Source organism: Bradyrhizobium sp. STM 3561 (assembly GCF_045571455.1).
Classification (GTDB): domain Bacteria; phylum Pseudomonadota; class Alphaproteobacteria; order Rhizobiales; family Xanthobacteraceae; genus Bradyrhizobium; species Bradyrhizobium vignae.
In genome coordinates this window covers 7,928,857-7,948,805 of record NZ_CP120695.1, presented here as the reverse complement: position 1 = coordinate 7,948,805, position 19,949 = coordinate 7,928,857, and the positions used below count along the sequence as shown (strand labels likewise).

18 protein-coding genes and 1 pseudogene are annotated in these 19,949 nt (G+C 59.9%); all 19 read right to left on the bottom strand.

Annotated features, from left to right (window positions below; genetic code table 11):
- Positions 1–449: 449 nt before the first annotated feature.
- Positions 450–1,697, bottom strand: a complete 1,248-nt coding sequence (locus tag P6U28_RS37635; protein WP_209295013.1) for a cysteine desulfurase — start codon at positions 1,695–1,697, stop codon at positions 450–452.
- Complete coding sequence (sufD, locus tag P6U28_RS37630; protein WP_407120828.1) at positions 1,694–3,016, bottom strand: Fe-S cluster assembly protein SufD; 1,323 nt, start codon at positions 3,014–3,016, stop codon at positions 1,694–1,696. The genes P6U28_RS37635 and sufD overlap by 4 nt, the downstream gene beginning before the upstream one ends.
- Before the next feature lie 19 nt (positions 3,017–3,035).
- Positions 3,036–3,788, bottom strand: a complete 753-nt coding sequence (gene sufC / locus P6U28_RS37625) for a Fe-S cluster assembly ATPase SufC (protein ID WP_209295015.1) — start codon at positions 3,786–3,788, stop codon at positions 3,036–3,038.
- 62 nt (positions 3,789–3,850) lie between these two features.
- Positions 3,851–5,347 carry a Fe-S cluster assembly protein SufB gene (sufB, locus tag P6U28_RS37620; protein WP_407120826.1) on the bottom strand — a complete coding sequence of 499 codons (1,497 nt, stop codon included), beginning with the start codon at positions 5,345–5,347 and terminating at the stop codon, positions 3,851–3,853.
- A gap of 194 nt (positions 5,348–5,541) precedes the next feature.
- Complete coding sequence (locus P6U28_RS37615; RefSeq protein WP_122405514.1) at positions 5,542–5,736, bottom strand: 4Fe-4S binding protein; 195 nt, start codon at positions 5,734–5,736, stop codon at positions 5,542–5,544.
- A gap of 660 nt (positions 5,737–6,396) precedes the next feature.
- Entirely contained in the window at positions 6,397–7,509 is a 1,113-nt protein-coding gene (ald, locus tag P6U28_RS37610; protein WP_209296496.1) for an alanine dehydrogenase, read from the bottom strand.
- 390 nt (positions 7,510–7,899) lie between these two features.
- A complete protein-coding gene (gene hypE, locus P6U28_RS37605; protein ID WP_209296497.1) occupies positions 7,900–8,946 on the bottom strand; it encodes a hydrogenase expression/formation protein HypE in 1,047 nt (348 codons plus the stop codon).
- Positions 8,943–10,085, bottom strand: a complete 1,143-nt coding sequence (gene hypD / locus P6U28_RS37600) for a hydrogenase formation protein HypD (RefSeq protein WP_209296498.1) — start codon at positions 10,083–10,085, stop codon at positions 8,943–8,945. Before hypD ends, hypE begins: the two co-directional genes overlap by 4 nt.
- A complete protein-coding gene (locus tag P6U28_RS37595; protein ID WP_312016232.1) occupies positions 10,082–10,261 on the bottom strand; it encodes a HypC/HybG/HupF family hydrogenase formation chaperone in 180 nt (59 codons plus the stop codon). Before P6U28_RS37595 ends, hypD begins: the two co-directional genes overlap by 4 nt.
- A 55-nt stretch (positions 10,262–10,316) precedes the next feature.
- Positions 10,317–12,566 (bottom strand): carbamoyltransferase HypF, encoded by a 2,250-nt coding sequence (gene hypF / locus P6U28_RS37590; protein WP_407120822.1) that lies wholly within the window; start codon positions 12,564–12,566, stop codon positions 10,317–10,319.
- A complete protein-coding gene (hypB, locus tag P6U28_RS37585) occupies positions 12,563–13,519 on the bottom strand; it encodes a hydrogenase nickel incorporation protein HypB (RefSeq protein ID WP_407123153.1) in 957 nt (318 codons plus the stop codon). Before hypB ends, hypF begins: the two co-directional genes overlap by 4 nt.
- On the bottom strand, positions 13,519–13,860 hold the full coding sequence (gene hypA, locus P6U28_RS37580) for a hydrogenase maturation nickel metallochaperone HypA (RefSeq protein ID WP_407120820.1): 342 nt from the start codon (positions 13,858–13,860) through the stop codon (positions 13,519–13,521). The genes hypB and hypA overlap by 1 nt, the downstream gene beginning before the upstream one ends.
- Positions 13,853–14,947, bottom strand: coding sequence for a hypothetical protein (locus tag P6U28_RS37575; RefSeq protein ID WP_122406915.1), 1,095 nt, complete (start codon positions 14,945–14,947; stop codon positions 13,853–13,855). Before P6U28_RS37575 ends, hypA begins: the two co-directional genes overlap by 8 nt.
- A gap of 100 nt (positions 14,948–15,047) precedes the next feature.
- Complete coding sequence (locus P6U28_RS37570; protein ID WP_209296501.1) at positions 15,048–15,911, bottom strand: hydrogenase expression/formation protein; 864 nt, start codon at positions 15,909–15,911, stop codon at positions 15,048–15,050.
- A complete protein-coding gene (locus P6U28_RS37565) occupies positions 15,908–16,354 on the bottom strand; it encodes a hypothetical protein (RefSeq protein WP_209296502.1) in 447 nt (148 codons plus the stop codon). The genes P6U28_RS37570 and P6U28_RS37565 overlap by 4 nt, the downstream gene beginning before the upstream one ends.
- Before the next feature lie 189 nt (positions 16,355–16,543).
- A complete protein-coding gene (locus P6U28_RS37560) occupies positions 16,544–16,834 on the bottom strand; it encodes a HypC/HybG/HupF family hydrogenase formation chaperone (RefSeq protein WP_209296512.1) in 291 nt (96 codons plus the stop codon).
- A gap of 16 nt (positions 16,835–16,850) precedes the next feature.
- Positions 16,851–17,423 (bottom strand): HyaD/HybD family hydrogenase maturation endopeptidase, encoded by a 573-nt coding sequence (locus P6U28_RS37555; RefSeq protein WP_407120818.1) that lies wholly within the window; start codon positions 17,421–17,423, stop codon positions 16,851–16,853.
- Between the two features lie 11 nt (positions 17,424–17,434).
- Positions 17,435–18,144, bottom strand: a pseudogene (gene cybH / locus P6U28_RS37550) (Ni/Fe-hydrogenase, b-type cytochrome subunit).
- Between the two features lie 4 nt (positions 18,145–18,148).
- Entirely contained in the window at positions 18,149–19,939 is a 1,791-nt protein-coding gene (locus P6U28_RS37545) for a nickel-dependent hydrogenase large subunit (RefSeq protein ID WP_407120817.1), read from the bottom strand.
- Between the last annotated feature and the right edge of the window lie 10 nt (positions 19,940–19,949).

Genomic DNA, 19,949 nt, shown 5'->3' with positions numbered 1-19,949 from the left:
AAGGTTAGCTGTTGCGACGGCGACTTCTTGACCAAGACTTTTGCAACCAGCATGCCAGGGTCTCTTGGGCGCAAAAAACAGAGCAATCAAAATCGCTTAACGCGCCTCGTGCGGTGACGGGGGGATTTGTTGCGAACCCGACATCACGCTTTGGGCAGAAAACTCTTGGTTTGGCCCTGTTCGAAATGAAACAGGGCTGGTTAGCTATAAAATTGCCCGCCAATTCTCGCGCGTGTCCGCGGGTCGCAGTACTCTCCGATCGCGCTCGCCGAAGGCGCCGCACCGCAAGACCGGCCGCAGGGGCGGCTGGCCGACACAGGCCTGCCAATGTTATCTATTCTTGCGGCGCGCTACAGGTGCTTACCTGCTGCGATGCGATGAGGTGCGTGACCTCATCCTCCAGACCTCAATGCGAGCTGCCTTGCCACCTGGACATCGTAGGCTCGCCGTCAGGAGAACAGCTGCCGCGCATTGATAAGCGCACGCACGAGCACATCAATCTCATCACGTGTATTGTAAAGTCCGAGGGACGCACGGCACGTCGCCAGCACGCCGAAGCGCTTGAGCAGCGGCATCGCACAATGGGTCCCCGCCCGCACCGCTACACCGGCGCGATCGATGACGGTTGCAATATCGTGCGCATGCGCACCCTTCATATCAAATGAAATGATCGGTCCTTTGTCGACCGGGGTCCCGATCATGCGCACGAAATTGATCTCCGCCAATCTCTCCTGCGCGTAAGCGAGCAGTACGCTCTCGTGCCTGCGGATCTGCACCTTGCCTATTGAATTGATGTAATCGATAGCCGCGCCTAGCCCGATGGCTTCGACGATCGGCGGCGTACCCGCTTCGAAGCGATGTGGCGGATCGCCGTAAATGACGCCGGAACACGAGACCTCGCGGATCATCTCCCCGCCCCCATTGAAGGGCGGCATCGATGCCAGATGCTCAGACTTGCCGTAAAGCACACCGATCCCAGTCGGACCATAGAGTTTGTGGCCCGTCATGACGTAGAAATCGCAATCTATATCGCAGACATCGGCGCTCAGATGGACGCATCCTTGCGAGCCGTCGACCAGCACTGGGATACCACGAGCGTGCGCGATGCTCACCACGTCTTTTACGGGCAATACCGTGCCGAGCACGTTCGACATTTGTGTGATTGCAACCATCTTGGTGCGCGGGGTCAGCAGTCGCTCAAAATCATCGAGCAAGAGGTTTCCGTCATCATCCACTGGCGCCCATTTGATCACTGCACCGAGTCGTTCCCTGAGAAGGTGCCATGGCACAATGTTCGAGTGGTGTTCCATAATCGAGAGAACGATCTCATCACCTGGAGTAATGCGCTCGCGGCCAAAAGTCTGCGCGACTAGATTGATTGCCTCCGTGGCGCTCCGGGTGAAGATGATCTCTTCGTTTAGACGCGCGTTCACAAACCGCGCCACCTTGGTACGGGCGCCTTCATACGCCTCGGTCGCCGCGTTAGCGAGGTAGTGCAAGCCGCGATGAACGTTGGCGTATTCGCTGGAGTACACCTGCATCATACGGTCAAGAACCGCGTTGGGCTTTTGCGCGGATGCAGCGTTATCGAGGTAAACAAGTGGCTTGCCGTGCACCGTCATGGCGAGCGCAGGAAAGTCCGTACGCAGACGGTTCACCTCGTAACTGCCATCGCTCACGGCCGGATGTGCGCTCATCGCCGCGCCTGCAGCCAGCGTTCAGTTTGCACTGTCACAAAATCGCGCAGATTCCCGGACGTGATCTCCTCAATCGCCTCACCAATGAACGCTTTAATCAGCAACATCTGCGCATCTTTCTCGGATAGCCCCCGAGCGCGCAGATAGAACAAGAGAGTATCATCCAGCGCACCCGATGTCGCTCCGTGGCTGCAGACCACGTCGTCAGCTAAGATTTCAAGTTCCGGCTTGTTGTCGGCCTCGGCCTGGTCGGAGAGGAGCAATGCTCGGCTGATCAGGGTGGCATCCGTCTTCCGGGCGGCGGGACGAACGACGATTCGGCCCTGAAACACCGAACGGCCGCAATCGTCGATAACCGCGCGGAACTTCTCCCGACTGGTGCAATATGGCACAGCGTGGTCGACCACGATCGTTGTGTCCGCGTGGAGCTTGTCCCTGACGAGATTAACGCCATTCGCCGAGAGCTTGGTTCCTTCGCCGGTCAGCGTTATGAATCCCTGATAGCGGCTGATGGAGCCGCTACAGGTCATGCTGAAGAGGTCGAGCTTAGCCCTTGCGCCGACGGCGATGATTGCCGACGAGATGTTCACGGCGTCTGAGGCAGCGGCTGCCACCCGGATATACGAAAGGCTTGCCTCGTCACCAACCAGGGCGATCATCGCATCGTTGGCTTGATAGCCGCTCGCGCCTTCAGCCGGGACGAAACTTTCCACGATGGCCGCATGCGCTTCTTTTCCGAGCTGCAGATAGGAGCGTGTATAGGTGGACACCGACGAGCCGGTTGCGACATGAACGATTTGAATTGGACGCTTCACCGCATTGCCGTCGTTGACCGTAATCACCAGACCATCCGTCGCCATTGCGGCATTGAGCGAGATCGCCGAATCGCTCGTCGTGGACAGCACCAGACCGGCCATAGCCCCAGTGGCCGAATCCTCCAGAACCTCTCGCAGCGACCGAACAACGACTCCATTTTCTACCCTGCCGACATCGGATAGCTCCGGCGCGAATATGCCATTTACCAAAACGAGTTTGACCGCCTGATCGGCAGCCACTTGCTTGGCCGACACCTTTGCGCGCACCAGCGCCTCCGCGTCCGGTCGCGGAGCGAGTGGCAGCACCTCGCCGATCAGGGCGCGCAGATCAGTGTATTTCCAATCCTCCATGCGCCGATGCGGGAGGCCGGCACGCTTGTAGACGTCGAATGCCCTCGCCCGGATTTGGGCGACAAGGCCTACACCAGGCAGCCGTCCACGCGCCGCAGCGAAAACATCGCCCGTTGCGCGTTCGGCGTCGGCTTTGGCCAAAACCTGCTTCATCGGGGAATCCCTAAGGCCGTCAGGCCGCGTCTTCAAATTGGGCATAGCCACGAGCCTCGAGCTCCAGCGCGAGTTCCTTGCCCCCGCTCTTCCTGACCCGCCCTTTCGACATCACGTGCACAACGTCGGGCACGATATGGTCGAGAAGCCGCCGATAGTGCGTGATCACGATCATTGCTCGTTCCGGCGAACGCAAGGCGTTGATGCCGCTGGCGACGATGCGCAGCGCGTCGATGTCGAGGCCGGAATCGATCTCGTCAAGGATACACAGACTCGGCTCGAACAATGCCATCTGCAAGATTTCGTTGCGCTTCTTCTCGCCGCCGGAGAAGCCGACATTGACGCCGCGCTTGAGCATGTCCTGCGGGATATTCAGCGACCCGGCGACCTCGCGGACTCTTTTCAGAAACTCGGGGGTGGAGAATTCCTGTTGGCCGCGCGCCTTGCGCTGGGCGTTAAGTGCCGCCCGCAGGAAGTTCGTGGTGGTCACACCGGGGATGTCGACCGGATACTGAAAGGCCAGGAACACGCCCTTGGCAGCGCGTTCATTTGGCTCCATCCGCAAGAGGTTCTCGCCCCTGAACAAGACTTGCCCGCCAGTGATCTCATAGCCCGGCTTGCCGGCGATGACGTGCGAGAGCGTCGATTTGCCGGAGCCATTCGGCCCCATGATCGCGTGCACCTCACCCGCATTGACGTTAAGATGCAGGCCGCGAATGATTTCGCGGTTTTCGACACCAACATGCAAATCTCGGATTTCGAGTAACGCCATTCTGATCTGATCCCTGAAACGCGTCATCTGGCGAGCCGCATTCGAGGCGGCTCGCGGGGTGTTTATCCGACAGATCCGTCGAGCGAGATCGAGATTAGCTTCTGCGCCTCCACTGCGAACTCCATCGGCAGTTTTTGCAGAACTTGCTTGACGAAGCCGTTGACGACGAGGCCGACCGCTTCTTCCTGGCTGAGCCCGCGCTGGATGCAGTAGAACAGCACGTCCTCGGAGATCTTGGAGGTCGTCGCCTCGTGCTCGAACGTCGCCGAGGAGTTCTTGGCCTCGATGTAGGGCACGGTGTGCGCGCCGCATTTGTCGCCGATCAGCAGCGAGTCGCAGGCGGTGAAGTTGCGCGCGCCGGTCGCCTTGCGATGCGCGGTGACGAGACCGCGATAGGTGTTCTGCGACTTGCCGGCGGCGATGCCCTTGGAGATGATGCGGCTCGACGTGTTCTTGCCGAGATGGATCATCTTGGTGCCGGAATCCACCTGCTGGAATCCGTTCGAGATCGCGATCGAGTAGAACTCGCCGCGGGAGTTGTCGCCGCGCAGGATACAGCTCGGATATTTCCAGGTGATCGCAGATCCCGTTTCGACCTGGGTCCACGAGATCTTCGAATGGGCGCCGCGGCAGTCGCCACGCTTGGTGACGAAATTGTAGATGCCGCCCTTGCCTTCCGAATTGCCGGGGTACCAGTTCTGCACCGTCGAATATTTGATCTCGGCATCGTCGAGCGCGACGAGCTCGACCACGGCGGCGTGCAGCTGGTTCTCGTCGCGCTGCGGCGCGGTGCAGCCTTCGAGATAGGAGACGTAGGAGCCCTTGTCGGCGATGATCAGCGTGCGCTCGAACTGGCCGGTATTGCGCTCGTTGATGCGGAAATAGGTCGACAGCTCCATCGGGCAGCGCACGCCCGGCGGCACGTAGACGAACGAGCCGTCGGAGAACACCGCCGAGTTCAGGGTCGCGTAGAAATTGTCGGAGGTCGGGACAACCGAGCCGAGATATTTCTGCACCAGTTCAGGATGCTCGCGGATCGCCTCCGAGATCGGCATGAAGATCACGCCGGCCTTCTTCAGCTCGGCCTTGAAGGTGGTCGCGACCGAAACCGAGTCGAACACCGCATCGACCGCGATCTTGCGGCGGGCCGGGTCTTCCTCGCCGACCTTGGGTTCCACGCCTTCGAGCATGGCCACTTCCCGCAAGGGGATGCCGAGCTTCTCGTAGGTCTTGAGGATCTCCGGGTCGATCTCGTCGAGCGAGGTGACGGTCTTCTTCGGCTTCGGTGCCGCGTAGTAATAGAGGTCCTGGAAGTCGATCTTGGGATAGTCGACGCGCGCCCAGGTCGGCTCCGTCATGGTCAGCCAGCGCCGATAGGCCTCCAGCCGCCACTGCAGCATCCAGGCTGGTTCACTCTTCTTTGCGGAGATAAAGCGGACGGTGTCTTCCGACAGCCCTTTCGGAGCCTTGTCGGACTCGATCAGTGTCTCAAAGCCATATCGATACTGATCGACGTCGATGCGCCGGACGCGCTCGATCGTCTCTTGTACAGCTACCATTGCCCGCTCCGTCGGCGCAACGACAACTCCCGCCGGTGAGGGTTCCGCCGCGATCTTTCTGAGTGGATCGCGCAAGGCGCCGCCGACGCGGGGCCAGCGAGTGAGAGAAACAGAAGACGAGTCCAATAGGCGACGGCTGTCGATACCGTCTTCATAACGTTTCGCGCAGGAGCTCCTCTCATCGGCAACTCCACCTATGCCGGCACGCAGGTGTCGGGCACCGGGCAAACGACGGCGCATTGCGGCACGTCAAAGTGCCCCTCACATTGGGTACACTGGGTCGGATTGATCACATATATGTCGTTCTTCAGGCTGATCGCGGCATTGGGACATTCGAACTCACATGCACCGCAGACCGTGCACTGGGATGCGATTATCTTGTAGGCCATCACTGCGATTCCATGAGCGAAAGTTGCGGGACAGTTTGTTGGCCTTCAAGTCTCGTGCCAGGGTTAAAATTGATTTTGTTTGAGCTATTTTCTACTGACGCAAGTCGCCGCCTCGACTGCGTGTCGCAAATCCTACAACGCGCATGACAGTCGCTTGTGGGGTTGCGCATCTCATGGCAGTCAGCGATTAGGTGAACTGCGTTCGCCAGCGTCAGGGAACGATCTGCGATCCTTCCTAAGGCCGCCATGCCGCGGCAATGATGGATGCGCCGCGCGACTTCCAAACGTTCTCCGCCGGTGTGTCAGGTCGACCCGCCGCCGCATCTTAATGGTTCCACTCACCGGGGCGGCGGCGGCTTCATCGACAACACCACGACAACAATGCGCGCATTCATCGCCTGCCGGTCGGCGTCTCCAACCGCGGGACGCATTCTCAATTGCCTTGGATTACCTGGCAAAAACCGGCATTCATATGCGCTGTATGGAATTGTCTCGCGTCGTGCGGGGACTAAAGCCAGGCGCGCTCGTCTGGTGATCCTCCGCTTCGCTTCGCGTTGGAAATAAATGCCGCCGCCGGTCGGCAGATCGATGGAGCAAAAAAAAGCCACCCCGAAGGGTGGCTTAAGTCAGGGAGGAAAATGCCCATAAGGGCCTCTGGGATCAGGCCGCAGCCTGTTCGATCGGTGAGAAGGGCAGTCCGAGGCTTTCGGCGACCGCTTTGTAAGTTAGCCGGCCCCGATGGACGTTGAGGCCTGCGCGCAAATGCGGATTCTCGAGCACGGCGGAAAAGCCCTTGTTGGCCAGAGCCAAGCCAAACGGGAGGGTCGCGTTATTCAGTGCCTGGCTCGAGGTTAGCGGCACGGCCCCGGGCATATTGGCCACGCAATAATGAATGATGCCATCCACTTCGTAAGTAGGTTCAGCGTGAGTGGTTGGGTGCGACGTCTCAAAGCAGCCACCCTGATCGATAGCGACGTCCACAAGCACCGCCCTCTTGCGCATCGAGCTAAGCATGCTCCGGCGGACCAACTTCGGCGCGCTCGCACCCGGAACGAGCACCGCACCAATCACCACATCCGCCGCAAATACCTCTTCCTCCACGGAGTCGAGAGTCGAAAACCTGGTGCGAACGCGTCCTTCGAATAGCTCGTCCAACTCGCGGAGCCGGAGTATCGAACGGTCGATGATGGTCACCTCTGCGCCCAGACCAACCGCCATGCGTGCCGCGTGCGTACCAACGACGCCACCTCCGATCACCACGATCCGGGCAGGCTGAACACCGGGCACCCCACCGATCAACAGCCCTCGTCCGCCTGCACTCCGCTTCAGGGCGCTACCAGCCGCTTCGATCGCAAGCCTACCCGCGACCTCGCTCATCGGCGCGAGCAGCGGAAGACCACCATGCGCATCTGTTACGGTCTCATAGGCGATCGCAGTGCATCCAGATTTCAGGAGGCCCTTGGCCTGATCCAGGTCGGGGGCAAGATGCAGATAAGTGAACAGGATTTGGTTTTCCCGCAGCTGACACCACTCGGACGGCTGAGGTTCCTTAACCTTTACGATCATCTCGCTCGAGGCGAATACCTCAGCTGCGGAAGTTAGAATCGTTCCACCAGCATTGCGATAATCGTCGTCGGTTGCACCAATGCCAGCGCCGGCATTGGTCTCGATCATCACGCTATGGCCTGCCGCCACGTATTCGCGGACAGCTCCCGGGGTAAGGCCCACGCGATATTCGTGCACCTTGATTTCCTTGGGGACTCCGACCTTCATTTAAAAACTCCCTGCCTGGAGCGCCTTTCTAATCGGAAGCGAGCAGCGATATTGCGACCCAGCCATCAAAATGGCGCAGAAATTCAACGATATTTGACAAGCTTCGCAGGATTTCAAACCCATGGGTACCGAGCGGGTCGTGTCACCATGCTCCCTGAGCTTTACCGTCGAAACTGCGCGATGGCGCTGAATCGTCTCGAACTTCGTTCTCGGCTCGTGGAAAAGCTAACAAGCGAAACTCAGCACGCCTAAAGAGCGAAGTCGCAGTCTGCCGGTTGGGCAGATTGCCGATAGAAGGGATAGTTTCCGTCAGCTACTGGGTGATGGGTAACGGCTCATGACCATTGATCATAAACTTGGTTTCCGAAAGCTGGACGATGCGCAGCGCGTTCAACAGATGCGAGGCAATTGTTCGCCCCACAACCAATCGACGATTCGTCGACCGCCGAAACCGGTCGCCATCTGCACAAACTTCCGTTCGTCAGCCACCGCTTCGCCGATATCAGCTGCCTCGGCCCCGAGCGGGTGCGCCTTCATGGCTGCAAGCACCGCATCGGCCAAATCAGGCGCGACGATCGCAACGAGCTTGCCTTCGTTGGCGACATGGATCGGATCGAGTCCAAGGAGTTCGCAGATAGCCGCGACCGCCGGCTTCACCGGAATGGATGCTTCCTGCAGACGGAACCCGAGCCCGGATTGATGCGCAATCTCGTTGAGGGTCGCGGCAAGCCCACCGCGCGTCGGGTCGCGCATCACCCGGATGCCGCTACCGCCGGCGGCAACCATGCAAGCTACGAGGTTATGCAACGCGGCGGAATCCGAGACGACCTCGGTCTGAAAAGCGAGGTTCTGACGTTTTGACATGATCGCCACCCCATGATCACCGAGGCTACCGGACACAAGCACACGATCCCCGACCCTTGCCTTGTCGGCGGAGAGATCGAGCCCATCGGCCACAATCCCGATCCCGGTCGTAGAGATGAACAGACCATCCGCCTTGCCGCGCTCGACGACCTTGGTGTCTCCGGCAATGATGTGAACGCCGGCCCTGCGTGCTGCGGCACCCATGGAATCCGCGATCGCCTTCAGATCAGAAAAGGGGAAACCCTCCTCGATGATAAAACTGGCTGACAGATAGAGGGGACGCGCGCCGGACATCGCGACGTCATTGATCGTGCCGTGCACAGCCAATGACCCGATATTGCCGCCTGGAAAGAACAGCGGCGAGACCACATAGCCGTCGGTCGTCATCACCATCCTGCCTGCGGCAACGTCAAACGCGGACTGATCGTTGCAGCGGGCGAGCCATTCATTACCAAAGGCTTGGTGAAAAAGGCCGGAGATCAGCTGCGCCATGGCACGGCCCCCCGATCCGTGGGAAAGATCAACGAGTCCGTTCGCGATGTCGAGCTTGCGTTGATAGCCCTTTGCGCTCATGACGGCCGCCTCAACGGTTCATCGCGAACTCGACCATAGGTCCAATACGCCGCACAGGCGCCTTCCGATGATACCATGCAGGACCCTATGGGAGTTTCCGGCGTGCAGACCGTTCCAAACAGCTTACAGTCGACCGGCCGCTTGGCGCCACGCAGGATTGCGCAGCACTCGCACGCCGGATTGTCTGCGACACGTAGATCGTGGATCGCAAAACGCGTCTCAGCGTCGAATTGCGCGTATGCCCGTTTCAGCTCCAGTCCGCTGTTGGGCACGGCTCCGAGCCCCCGCCATTCAAACTGCTCGCGCAGCTCGAATATCTGCGATACCTCCTCCTTGGCGCGCCGATTGCCTTCACGCGTCACGGCTCGACTATATTGGTTCTCCACCTCGTAGCGATCTTCGTTCACCTGCCGCACCAGCATCAGGATCGCCTGCATCACATCGAGCGGTTCAAATCCCGCGACCACGATGGGCTTGCCAAATTGTTCTGCCAGGGGCTCGTAAGATTGCGTACCGATAATGGTGCTGACATGTGCAGGCCCGATGAAGCCGTCAATTGAAACCCCGCCGATGTCGCGGATTTTGGGGTTCTCGAGAATGCTGTGCATCGCAGAGGGTGTAAGCACGTGGTTGCAGAACACGCTGAGGTTCTTCAGGCGCTTCTTCTCGGCAATTCGGATCATCACCGCCGTTGCGGGCGTCGTGGTCTCAAATCCGATGGCAAAGAAGACCACCTCGCGGCTCGGCGCCTGTTGGGCGAGCCGGATAGCGTCGAGCGTCGAGTAGACCACCCGAATGTCGCCGCCGAGCGCTTTAGCTCGCAACAGGGACTGTCCGTGCGACCCAGGCGCGCGCAGCAGGTCGCCGTAGACGCACAGCGTGACCTCTGGTCGGTCGACAAGCCGGATCGCCATATCGATTCGACTGGCGGGCAGAACGCAAACGGGACAACCGGGCCCGTGGATCATGCGGATGTTCGCGGGCAGCAGATCCTCGAGGCCATAACGGGAAATCGCATGAGTGTGCCCGCCGCAGAATTCCATGAAACGATACTCTCTTTGCGAATTGACCTCGACGCCAATCGCACGCGCAATTCCCTGCGCGATGGCCTTGTCGCGAAATTCGTCGGCATATTTCATGATCGGCGTTCCCCTGCGCTGCCTAGCTCCTGGAGCAGCTCCAGCGTGCGCTTGGCTTCCGCCGGATCAATCTTGGCAAGCGCATAGCCGACATGGACAAGGACGCAATCGCCGACCTTGAGCCCGTCGAGGAGAGCAATCGATATCTCCAGGCTGATGCCATCGATGGACACCATGGCCATGTCATTGGGAAGAATCTTCGCAATCTTTGCCGGAACCGAAAGGCACATATCAGGCTGTTCCTCCCCTGGCGGACTGTTGAGCTATCTGCAGAGCGGCAATCCAGGCCTGGCCAAGGCTCAAACCGCCATCATTGGGCGGCACCCGCCGAGGCACGAGCGGCGTAAGGCCAGACGCGATGCAACCGCGCGGGATTTCATCCGCCAGCGCCGCGTTCAGGAAGCAGCCGCCGCTCAGAACGACGGTATTAACGCCCGTTGTCCGGGCAGACCGCGTGACCCAGTCAACGCAGGCAGCGGCGAAGGTGCCATGAAACAGCCCGGCGCCGCCCACCGCGTCAATGTCATCTTCAATGAAACGTGCAAACAGCGGACGAAGTGACAGCACGCTGTCCTCGATCGTCCAGCCGCCTTCGAGAATCGCAGTCCGCCGCACCAGCGCCTCGAGCTTCATCGCCGCTTCGCCCTCATAGCTCTGCAAACACGCAATCCCCAGCAGCGCCGCCACCGCGTCGAACAACCGGCCCGCACTGGTCGTGGTGGCCCCGCCCGGCTGATCGAGCAAGGCCGACACAGATCCGGCCTGTCGTTGCGCCGCAAAGCGCAGCCCGATTTCGTTACCCCGGCCGACCAAGTGCAATACTGCGCTGGCCATGCGCCACGGCTCGCGGGCTGCACGATCTCCACCAGGCATTTGCAGGGGCGCCAAGTGCCCGATGCGTCGGCACCTCGTTCCTTCGCACAACAATAGCTCGCCACCCCAGTTACCGCCCTCTGAGCCAAGGCCATGGCCATCGAGCACGAGGGCAAGCGCAGGTCCTGCATGGCCATGCTCGGCGATCACTGCGGCAGCGTGGGCGTGGTGATGCTGGACCGCGACCAGCTCGCGGCCATTTGCTTCCGCAAACCGGGTAGAAGCCATATCGGGATGCAGATCATGGGCGATCGCGACAGGCTCCACATCAAGGCTCGATGTGAGGTGTCGGATCGTCTCCTCGAACGCACAGATGCCTTCGGCCGTATCCAGATCACCAATATGCTGAGAGACAAACGCCTGGTTGCCCCGCGTGATGGTGATGGTCGATTTCAGCGCGCCGCCGACGGCGAGCACGGGCGGCACAGACTTCGCAAGCCTGATCGGTTCGGGAACATAGCCACGGGCGCGACGAATGAATTGTGGCTGGCCAGCCACCACCGACACAACGGAGTCATCAGCACGCGTCAGTATATCGCGATCATGGGTCACGATAAGGTCGGAGATCCCGTTGAGCCGACGCAGCGCCTGCGCGTTGTCGATCAGGAGCGGTTCGCCGCAAAGATTGGCACTGGTGGCGACGATGACCGGGCCGGTCCCCGCACATGCTCCTGCCGAGCGAAGCGCATGAAGGATGAGGTGATGCAGCGGCGCCACAGGCAGCATAACACCCACACGCGATAAGCCAGGAGCTATGGCGGGCGCCAGATTGTTGCGCGAAGGCAGAAGGACGATGGGACGTGCTACGGATTGGAGCAGCGCAAGCTCGGGTGCGTTCGCCTCCGCGATGTCGCTGACGCGGGCCGCGGTATCGACCATGACCGCGAACGGCTTCTGAAGGCGCTGCTTTCTCCTGCGCAAACGCTGCACGGCATCCTGGTTACGCGCATCGCAAAGAAGCTGGTATCCGCCCAGCCCCTTTATCGCCACGATTTGTCCTCCCGCGATTGCAGCGACAATGGCGCTGATCGCATGGCTGAGCCGAGGCCCACATGTCGGACACGCGATCGCCTCCGCATGAAACCTGCGGCTCGCCGGATCGGCATATTCGGCCGCGCAAGCGGCGCACAGCCTAAAAGCCCTCATCACAGTGTTGCGGCGGTCGTACGGAATCCGTTCGGAGATGGTGTAGCGTGGGCCGCAATGGCAGCAACTGATGAAGGGGTAAAGGTAATGGCGATTTTCTGGATCGAACAGCTCATTGAGGCATTGCTGGCAGACGGCGGCATCACGGGCAATCTGCGTTGACAACTTGCCGCCTTCGCTCGTGCCGATCGAAAAGTCTTTCGCCCCCAGCGCTGCAGTCTCCCGAACGCAGATGTGGTCGATGCGTGCCAATGGAGGCGCCTCGAGCGGCAACGTTGCCACAAACTCCGACGCGCGGCGGCCCTCGACCTCGATCGTAACGCCCTCCGGGCCATTGATGACAAAGCCCGCCAATCCGTGGCGCTTGGCGAGTCCATAGACGTAAGGACGAAACCCGACCCCTTGCACTGTCCCACTCACGCGCACGCGCAGCCGCGTTCCGCAGGTGGTTGCGGCGCTCATCGCCTTGTGTCCTCTATGGAGCGCCTCTGATGCCCCGCCTGCCTATCGATCCAGGCGTAGAGCGCGCCAAACCCCTCGCCTGTGCGAGCCGAAACGACAAGCACCTCGATCTTTGGATTGACTCGTCTGGCGTATTCGATCGTCTTGCCGAAATCGAAATCAAGCAGCGGAGCCAGATCGATCTTGTTGATCACCATGAGCGAAGACGCGGCAAACGTATCAGGATATTTGAGCGGCTTGTCTTCACCTTCGGTAATCGACAGCATTACGATCTTGCAGGCCTCGCCAAGATCAAAGGCGGCGGGACAGATCAGATTGCCGACGTTCTCGATGAAGAGAATACCACCCGTGAGCTGCGGCAAACGGCGATAGGCCTCGCCAATCATCGCCGCGTCGAGATGGCAACCCTTGCCGGTGTTAACTTGGATGGCTGGCACGCCGGCGGCCCGAATGCGTTCGGCATCGTTCGAGGTCTGCTGGTCGCCCTCGATGACCCCGACTGGCCGGCTGCGCTTGAGCTCAGACACGGCGCGGACGAGCAGCGTCGTTTTACCTGCACCAGGACTGGACAAAAGATTAAATACAAACAGGTCATCAGCGACGAAGAACGCGCGGTTGTCCGCCGCAATCCCATTATTCTTGGCAAGAATATCGCGCTCGATCTGAATGACCCGTTCCCTGCTCACGCCGGCGACCTTCAAGCCAGCCGGCTCGGCGCCGCTCAGAAGCGCCTGCCCGCCATGAGCCTGGTGATGGGCAGAGCAGCGGTGACGACTATGACTATCGCCAGCATGGTTTAAACGCTGAAGGCCTTGCTCGCCAGGCGGACGGGCATAATGGTGATCGCAATCGACCTGCACATGGGCATCGTATCGCTCATGTCTCTCCACATCATGCGCCTTGGCGCGTTTGGTCGACGGCGACCCTTCGTTGCAGCCGCAAACGGTACACATCAATCGATCTCCAGTTCTTTCACGCGCATCTGTTCGCCCGCGGTTACCTGCAACTGATAGCTGCCGCAGCAAGGACAGCACTCACCGCGTTGCGCAATCTCGACGTTCTTCGAACAGCTCATGCACCAGGCAACGCCTGGCAGTTCGATGATGTTAAGGACTGCACCTTCGGCAACGGTCCGCGCTGCAACCGCAGAAAAGCAGAACCTGATCGCTTCAGGCGCGGCATGACTCAGCGCACCCATCTCTAGGCAGACGCTCCGCACCCGCGAAAACGATCCGTGACGTACTTCCTCCTCGACAATTTGAATGACGCCAAGACAAATCGCCATTTCATGCATGGCCAACTTCGCGAAAACTGAGAGTGAACCCGACGCACGGATCGAGCGATGCAATCACCGCATCGACTGCATCCCGACGTGGTCTACCCGTCAGCACCGCGCCCTGCAGGCTGCGGACAAGCGGTCCGCACGGGTGGAAATTCCACTCCGTCGGCGCAAGGAATTCGAAGCGGGATATCCGGCCCTGAGGATCAAGCTCAACCGCGTGGTAGAGACGCCCCCTGGCGCACTCGACCGCGGCCGCCGCACGGCCGAATCCTAACTTATATCTTTCGACAATCCCATGCTCCGCCGAGTCAATCTGAGCACCGGCCTTGAGCCAGGCACATAATCGGAGCGTTTCAGCAATTCTGGCAACCAGCCGCTCGGCCGCACCGGAGGGGCTCGGCGGGAGCCGATCACGCGTCATTTGGCGCGCCCATGGACCCGTCTCGGGCACATGTCCGTCAAGATCCGGACGATAGCAAAATGTCGGGCCATCCACGAGCAGCCGTTTAACGATATTGAGGTCGTCAGCAACGGACAGGAACGAGTGGTCCGCTGGAATTGGCTTCAGGCCGATCTCATCAAGCGCTGCAATGCGAAGCGCCAATGGGCTACCGGACCTCACCGCGCGCCCCTCATCCGACATGCCGAGCGCGTTCAGCGCACCTACGATCCGCGCTGTTGCTTCGCATTGGGCAGAGCCCCAGGGTGAGTGTGCGCTGCCAAGAAGCGCTGACATTCCCCGCATCAAGGAGCGGATTGCCGCCGCACCCGCGACGTCTTGCGCAAGATGTCCGACAAACAGACTGCGTAGCAAATCCGCAATGCGCTCAATAACGATAAGCGCAATACGACGCTGTTTTGTTGCGCGAGTGATCGCTTCGTCGCGCGCCGTCTCGACCGCGGACAGTAGTGCAATTTGCTGTGCAGCGGCACACAATGCGAAGAGCCGCGGCAGCACGTTGAGCAGCGACGAGGCTTGTTTGCCAGCGAACAGCCGTGCCAGCGGAGGCCGGACTCGCGGCAGGATCTCGATCGCGGCGACTACGTCGGAAGCTAGCGATACGGTGACATCGATCTTGTTGCCGGCAGCGAGGCTCATGCGCACCGCTCCACCAACATCCTGCGCCACGTAAGCCGGCGGTCGCTGCGCCCGCGCCATCTACGGAATCTCACCGGACGGCGAGCGCTCTCCAAGCTCTTCATGTGAAGTACGCCTCAATAATTTCCTGCATGCGCTCGGCAGAGTCCTGGAAATCCTCGTCGGCAGCCAACGCAACAATTGGAACGTCGCCGATCTCCAACGTATCAAGGATGATATTGTCCGTAGAATTGAAGAACTGCACCGACCAGACGTTCCTGATCCCGGTCGCCTGCACACGGCACGTGCTGTAGCCGCGAAAGATGAGTTGGACCGGACCATTGCCCAGGCTTTGCTGCAGGAATGCTAGGTCGATAACGCTCATCGGCAGCAAGGTGAGATTGATGACATGCGCGCGCATGCCAAAGCGCCAGCCGCGGGCCCGCTCGCGTATTTCGGCGAGCACCGGTTGCACGTTCATTGCGCCCACCGGCGCCGGGCCGATCGCAAGATCGACGGACGTCAGGTCAGTTGCAGCGCGCCGGACAATCTGCGGGATCGCTCCGACCTCAAGATATTCGCGCGCTGGCCCGCTTCCGATGCGCACGCGCCAAATTCCTGCAAGCACGGACTCACGGATTTGCGCCAAAGAGCCATCTGGCAGCGCAACCACGCCGGCGACCTCACCTGCGCCGAGCACTTCGGCTATCAGCTTGCGCTCGGGATCGCTGAGATTAGCGAGGCCGTACAGTTGCGTCCGAGCGCCGCTTCTCTGCCTGGCGACGGCAGCAGCGGCGTTCGATAGTACCGCGGTGGCATTCGGATAGGTCCTTGCAAGCTCGTTGCCGTCGCGCCAGGCTCGCTGGGCGAGCGCACGCGCACTCGTCAACCCGCTGTAGAATACATCGAGACTTCTAGTGCCCGTGGCAAGGTCATTCGCCGCCCCGTCGGCGCCATCGGATATAACGCGGATCGCTGTTTTCATAATGCGATGATCCGTTGGCTGGATCGAGAGGCAATGCACTTGCCGACACAAGCGCTGCCGGCGTGTGGCCGAACCATCGGTACCGAAATGCGATCGATCGCGATGAAAGGGACCGGCCTCCTGCCGATCAGGCGGAGTGTATCGTGCCGTTGGCCGAGGATCAGCGTCGACGGGGCTCGTAGGCCGAGCCACTCAACCAGTTCGCCACCTACGCCGCGCGCAGGCACTGCACCTTGCCTGCGCCGCCGAAACGTATTGACCATCTCAGGAAGTAAGAATGCGACGTGGATGATCCGGAGCAAATATAGGGGATCGGCCACCGGCAGCGGCATCACGGCCGCCCTCACGGGAGCGTTCGCGACCAGGCGCGCATCGACGCTGACGCCCTCCACGTCGAATGGAGCGGGTCGCGCCAGACCATGCTGCGTCGGCTGCAACTTCATCACACGCCTTCCCTGACAATGTTCGGTTCCGCTAGCAGGGTAATAGCAAGGGGTATGCCAATCACTTTCTGTCCGCGTCTCGCGCTCGAACCAGCGGGTCGAGGCGCCTGACATTTTCGATGCAAAGGTACGTGCGACTGGGATACGATTTGTGAGAAGCCTGGTCGGCGCAACTGGCGAGCGGAACTGCTAGCGCAGGTGCTCCGGCAATTGCGGCTCATGAGCGATCAAGTCCGCAAAGAAGCGATCGCAGTCCTGGCCGTTGAGGCTGGCCTCAAGCCCCTCAAGTGCCTCCGAGATCAGCCTTGCTTCATTTTCGTCCAAAAGCCGCACCGCGCTGTCGATATGAACGAGCACCTTGGCGCCGGCCGAGGCGTCGGAGAGCAGCACGACCGAGACGCGCCGCTGTTCATCGCCATACTCGCACAGCGCTGTGATGCCGTCGGTCTCGATAATCGTCATTGGCAATCCAAGGCACATGATCAGTCGGCGCCAGCTAAGCCCCCATCTCATAGTTTGCATCGTCGATATTGTTCGCTAACAGCCGTTCTGATGCAGGCAGCGGCGAGGTCCGCGGCTTTGCCGGCGAGTCCCACTGCGCCAGGAGTTTGCAAGCCAGTTCAATCGCAGGCGCAATCTGAAGGCGTACCGGGACTGTCAGCGGACCGCCCCAATGCTCTAGGTCCAGCGGCTGACAGCCGATGAGAGCGAGCTCCCGCGGGCACCGACCAAGCAGGTCGGCCGCACTCAAGACCTCCTGGAAGCCGGTCTGATGCAGGCTCACCTTCTTGGCGGCGGTAAATTTTGGCACTTCGTCATCTCGCACCAGCTTCAACTGCCCGGGCAGCATTCCATAGTCGACGGCATCGAAGACGATCAGGCAATCGGCCTGCTCCAGAAAACTGACGAGATAGAGTCCCTGTGTACCGCCATCGAGGACGGTTACGTTGTCATCGATCGCGTAGCGGCGGTGAAGCTCCTCGACCACCCTTACGCCGAATCCCTCATCCGCCCACAGTATATTGCCGATGCCGAGCACCAGAATCCTTTTCTTGTTTTCCGGATTCATCCGCTGCCCAGTCAATCGCGAAACCCGCGCTCACCCGATATCATTGAAGAGATGCTCCGGCGCGACATGAGTCTTCCCGAACCGCCGCGTAGATGTGGACCAGCGCAAAAGTCACGATCATCCACAAGCCGAGATGATGCCCGGTGTGGACATCCTGACTGTTCGGCCAAATTGAAAATACCCAACCAAACAGCTTGTACTGCCAGCTGTCAGTACCGGCACCTTGCCCATAAAGTGCAAAGCCGGTGACGACCATGAACGTCATCGTCTGCGTAAACATGAAGAACATTGCTAACTGAGCAAGACGGTTGTGCCCGAGCCGCCTCTCGGGCTCAACTGTAAGGAACCCGTACCAGCGAATCTCGTGGTACACTTCGCGCCAAAAGCACCTGCGCCAGAGCGGCAACCAAAATATCTGCATGGCATGCGCGTTTCCGATCAACGCCCAGTAGATCCGCAGAAGAAAGCCGATACTGAGCACATATCCCGCCGAGAAATGAGCAAAGCGGATATAGCCGAACAGGAAATTGCCGCTTGCCTCTCCCGACATCGCGGGTGTACCGGTTCCAATGAGATAGCCGGTTAAACTCAGCATCAGAATTGCCGCCGCATTAACCCAATGCCACAGTCGCACCGGCGCGTAGGCGGTGCCAGCGCCGATGCTCCGGTCAATGGGTTCCGCATCGGCGGCGGCAAGGAGCTTTCGGGCTCTATCCAGCATGTCGCTAACGAACATTGACCGAAGCCATTTCTTGGCCGTCGGGACTCATCACGTGGGTCGAGCAAGCCAAGCACGGATCAAAGGAATGGATCGTGCGCAAGATCTCCAGGGGCCGGTGTGGATCGACCATCGGGGTACCGATCAAGGAGGCTTCAAAAGCGCCAATATTGCCCTTGGCATCGCGAGGAGATCCGTTCCACGTCGTTGGCACGACACATTGATAATTGTCGATCTTGGCGCCCTTGATCTTGATCCAGTGCCCAAGCGCACCGCGCGGGGCTTCACTGAACCCGTAGCCCTTGGCCTCCTTGTGCCAGCTTTCCGGCTTCCACCTGCTGACATCGGCAGTTGCCGTATTGCCTGCCTTGATGTGCATTACCAGCTTATCCTGGAAATAACGCATCTGATGCGCCGCCCACTGGCATTCGAGCGCCCGCGCCGCAGTGCGGCCAAGCGTCGAGAACAGCGCAGTCAGGGGAAGATTGAGCCCCTTGAGCAGTCTCTCGGCCGGCTCCTTGAACCCAGCTTTGCCTTGCGCATAACCGATGATGTATCGCGCCAACGGCCCGACTTCCACCGCGTGGCCGCGCCAGCGCGGCGCTTTGATCCAGGAATACTTGCCGCCTTCGTCGAGCTCCTTAATATCTGTCTTGCTGCCTTTGAGTTTTGGCCCAAGTTCAAAACGCGGCTCGGTGATACCGTCCCAGGGATGCAGTCCACAGCAATCACTTGGATATTTATACCATGAATGCGCGACGAATTCCTGGATCTGCTCGGGATCACCATGGTCGATCGGCAGTATCTCGTTCAGATTGCCCCCAAGAATGACCCCGCGCGGCAGCTTAAAGCTTTTGGCGGAACAGTCATTTGCGTTTTCGGGGATGTCGCCATACGACATCACGTTCTTGCTCGAAAGTCCGCCGCCATGGAGCCAGTCCTTATAGAACGAGCAGATCGCGACAATGTCGGGCAGATAGACGTGTTCGACAAACTCGATCGAACGGTCGATGATCGAGGAGACGATGTTCAGTCGCTCCATATTGATCGCACCCACCGCACCAGTTCCGTCGATATTGATCGCACAGGGCACGCCGCCGACCAGCCAGTTCGGATGCGGGTTCTTACCACCATAGATAGCTTGGATCTTGACGATCTCCTTCTGGAAGTCCAGCGCTTCCAGATAATGCGCTACAGCCATGAGGTTGGCTTCCGGTGGCAGCTTGTAGGCCGGATGCCCCCAATAGCCATTCTTGAACGGACCATGTTGCCCTGATCCGAAGAATTTGGTGAGCCGGATCTGCAAATCCTTAAAATAGCCAGGGGACGACAGCGGCCAGGGCGAGATAGACTGCGCGAGCGCGGAGGTCGACTTCGGATCGGCCTTGAGCGCGGAGACCACGTCGACCCAATCCAGTGCGTGCAGGTGATAGAAATGTACGAGGTGATCATGCACGAGCAGGCACAGCTGCATGATGTTGCGGATCGAATTGGCATTCTCCGGAATCGCAATTCCTAGTGCATTTTCAACCGCGCGCACGGAGGTGAGCGCATGGGTGCCGGTGCAGACCCCGCAAATCCGCTCGGTGAACGCCCAGGCGTCTCTAGGATCGCGCCCGCGCAGGATGACTTCGATACCACGCCACATCGTCCCGCTCGAGACCGCATTGCGGATCACATTGTCGGAATCGAGATTGGCTTCGACACGCAGGTGGCCTTCGATCCGCGTCAACGGATCGATGACGATTCGCCTGCCTGAACGATCAAGATTGAACCCATTCGGTGTCTGGACGGCCACCGTCGCCCCC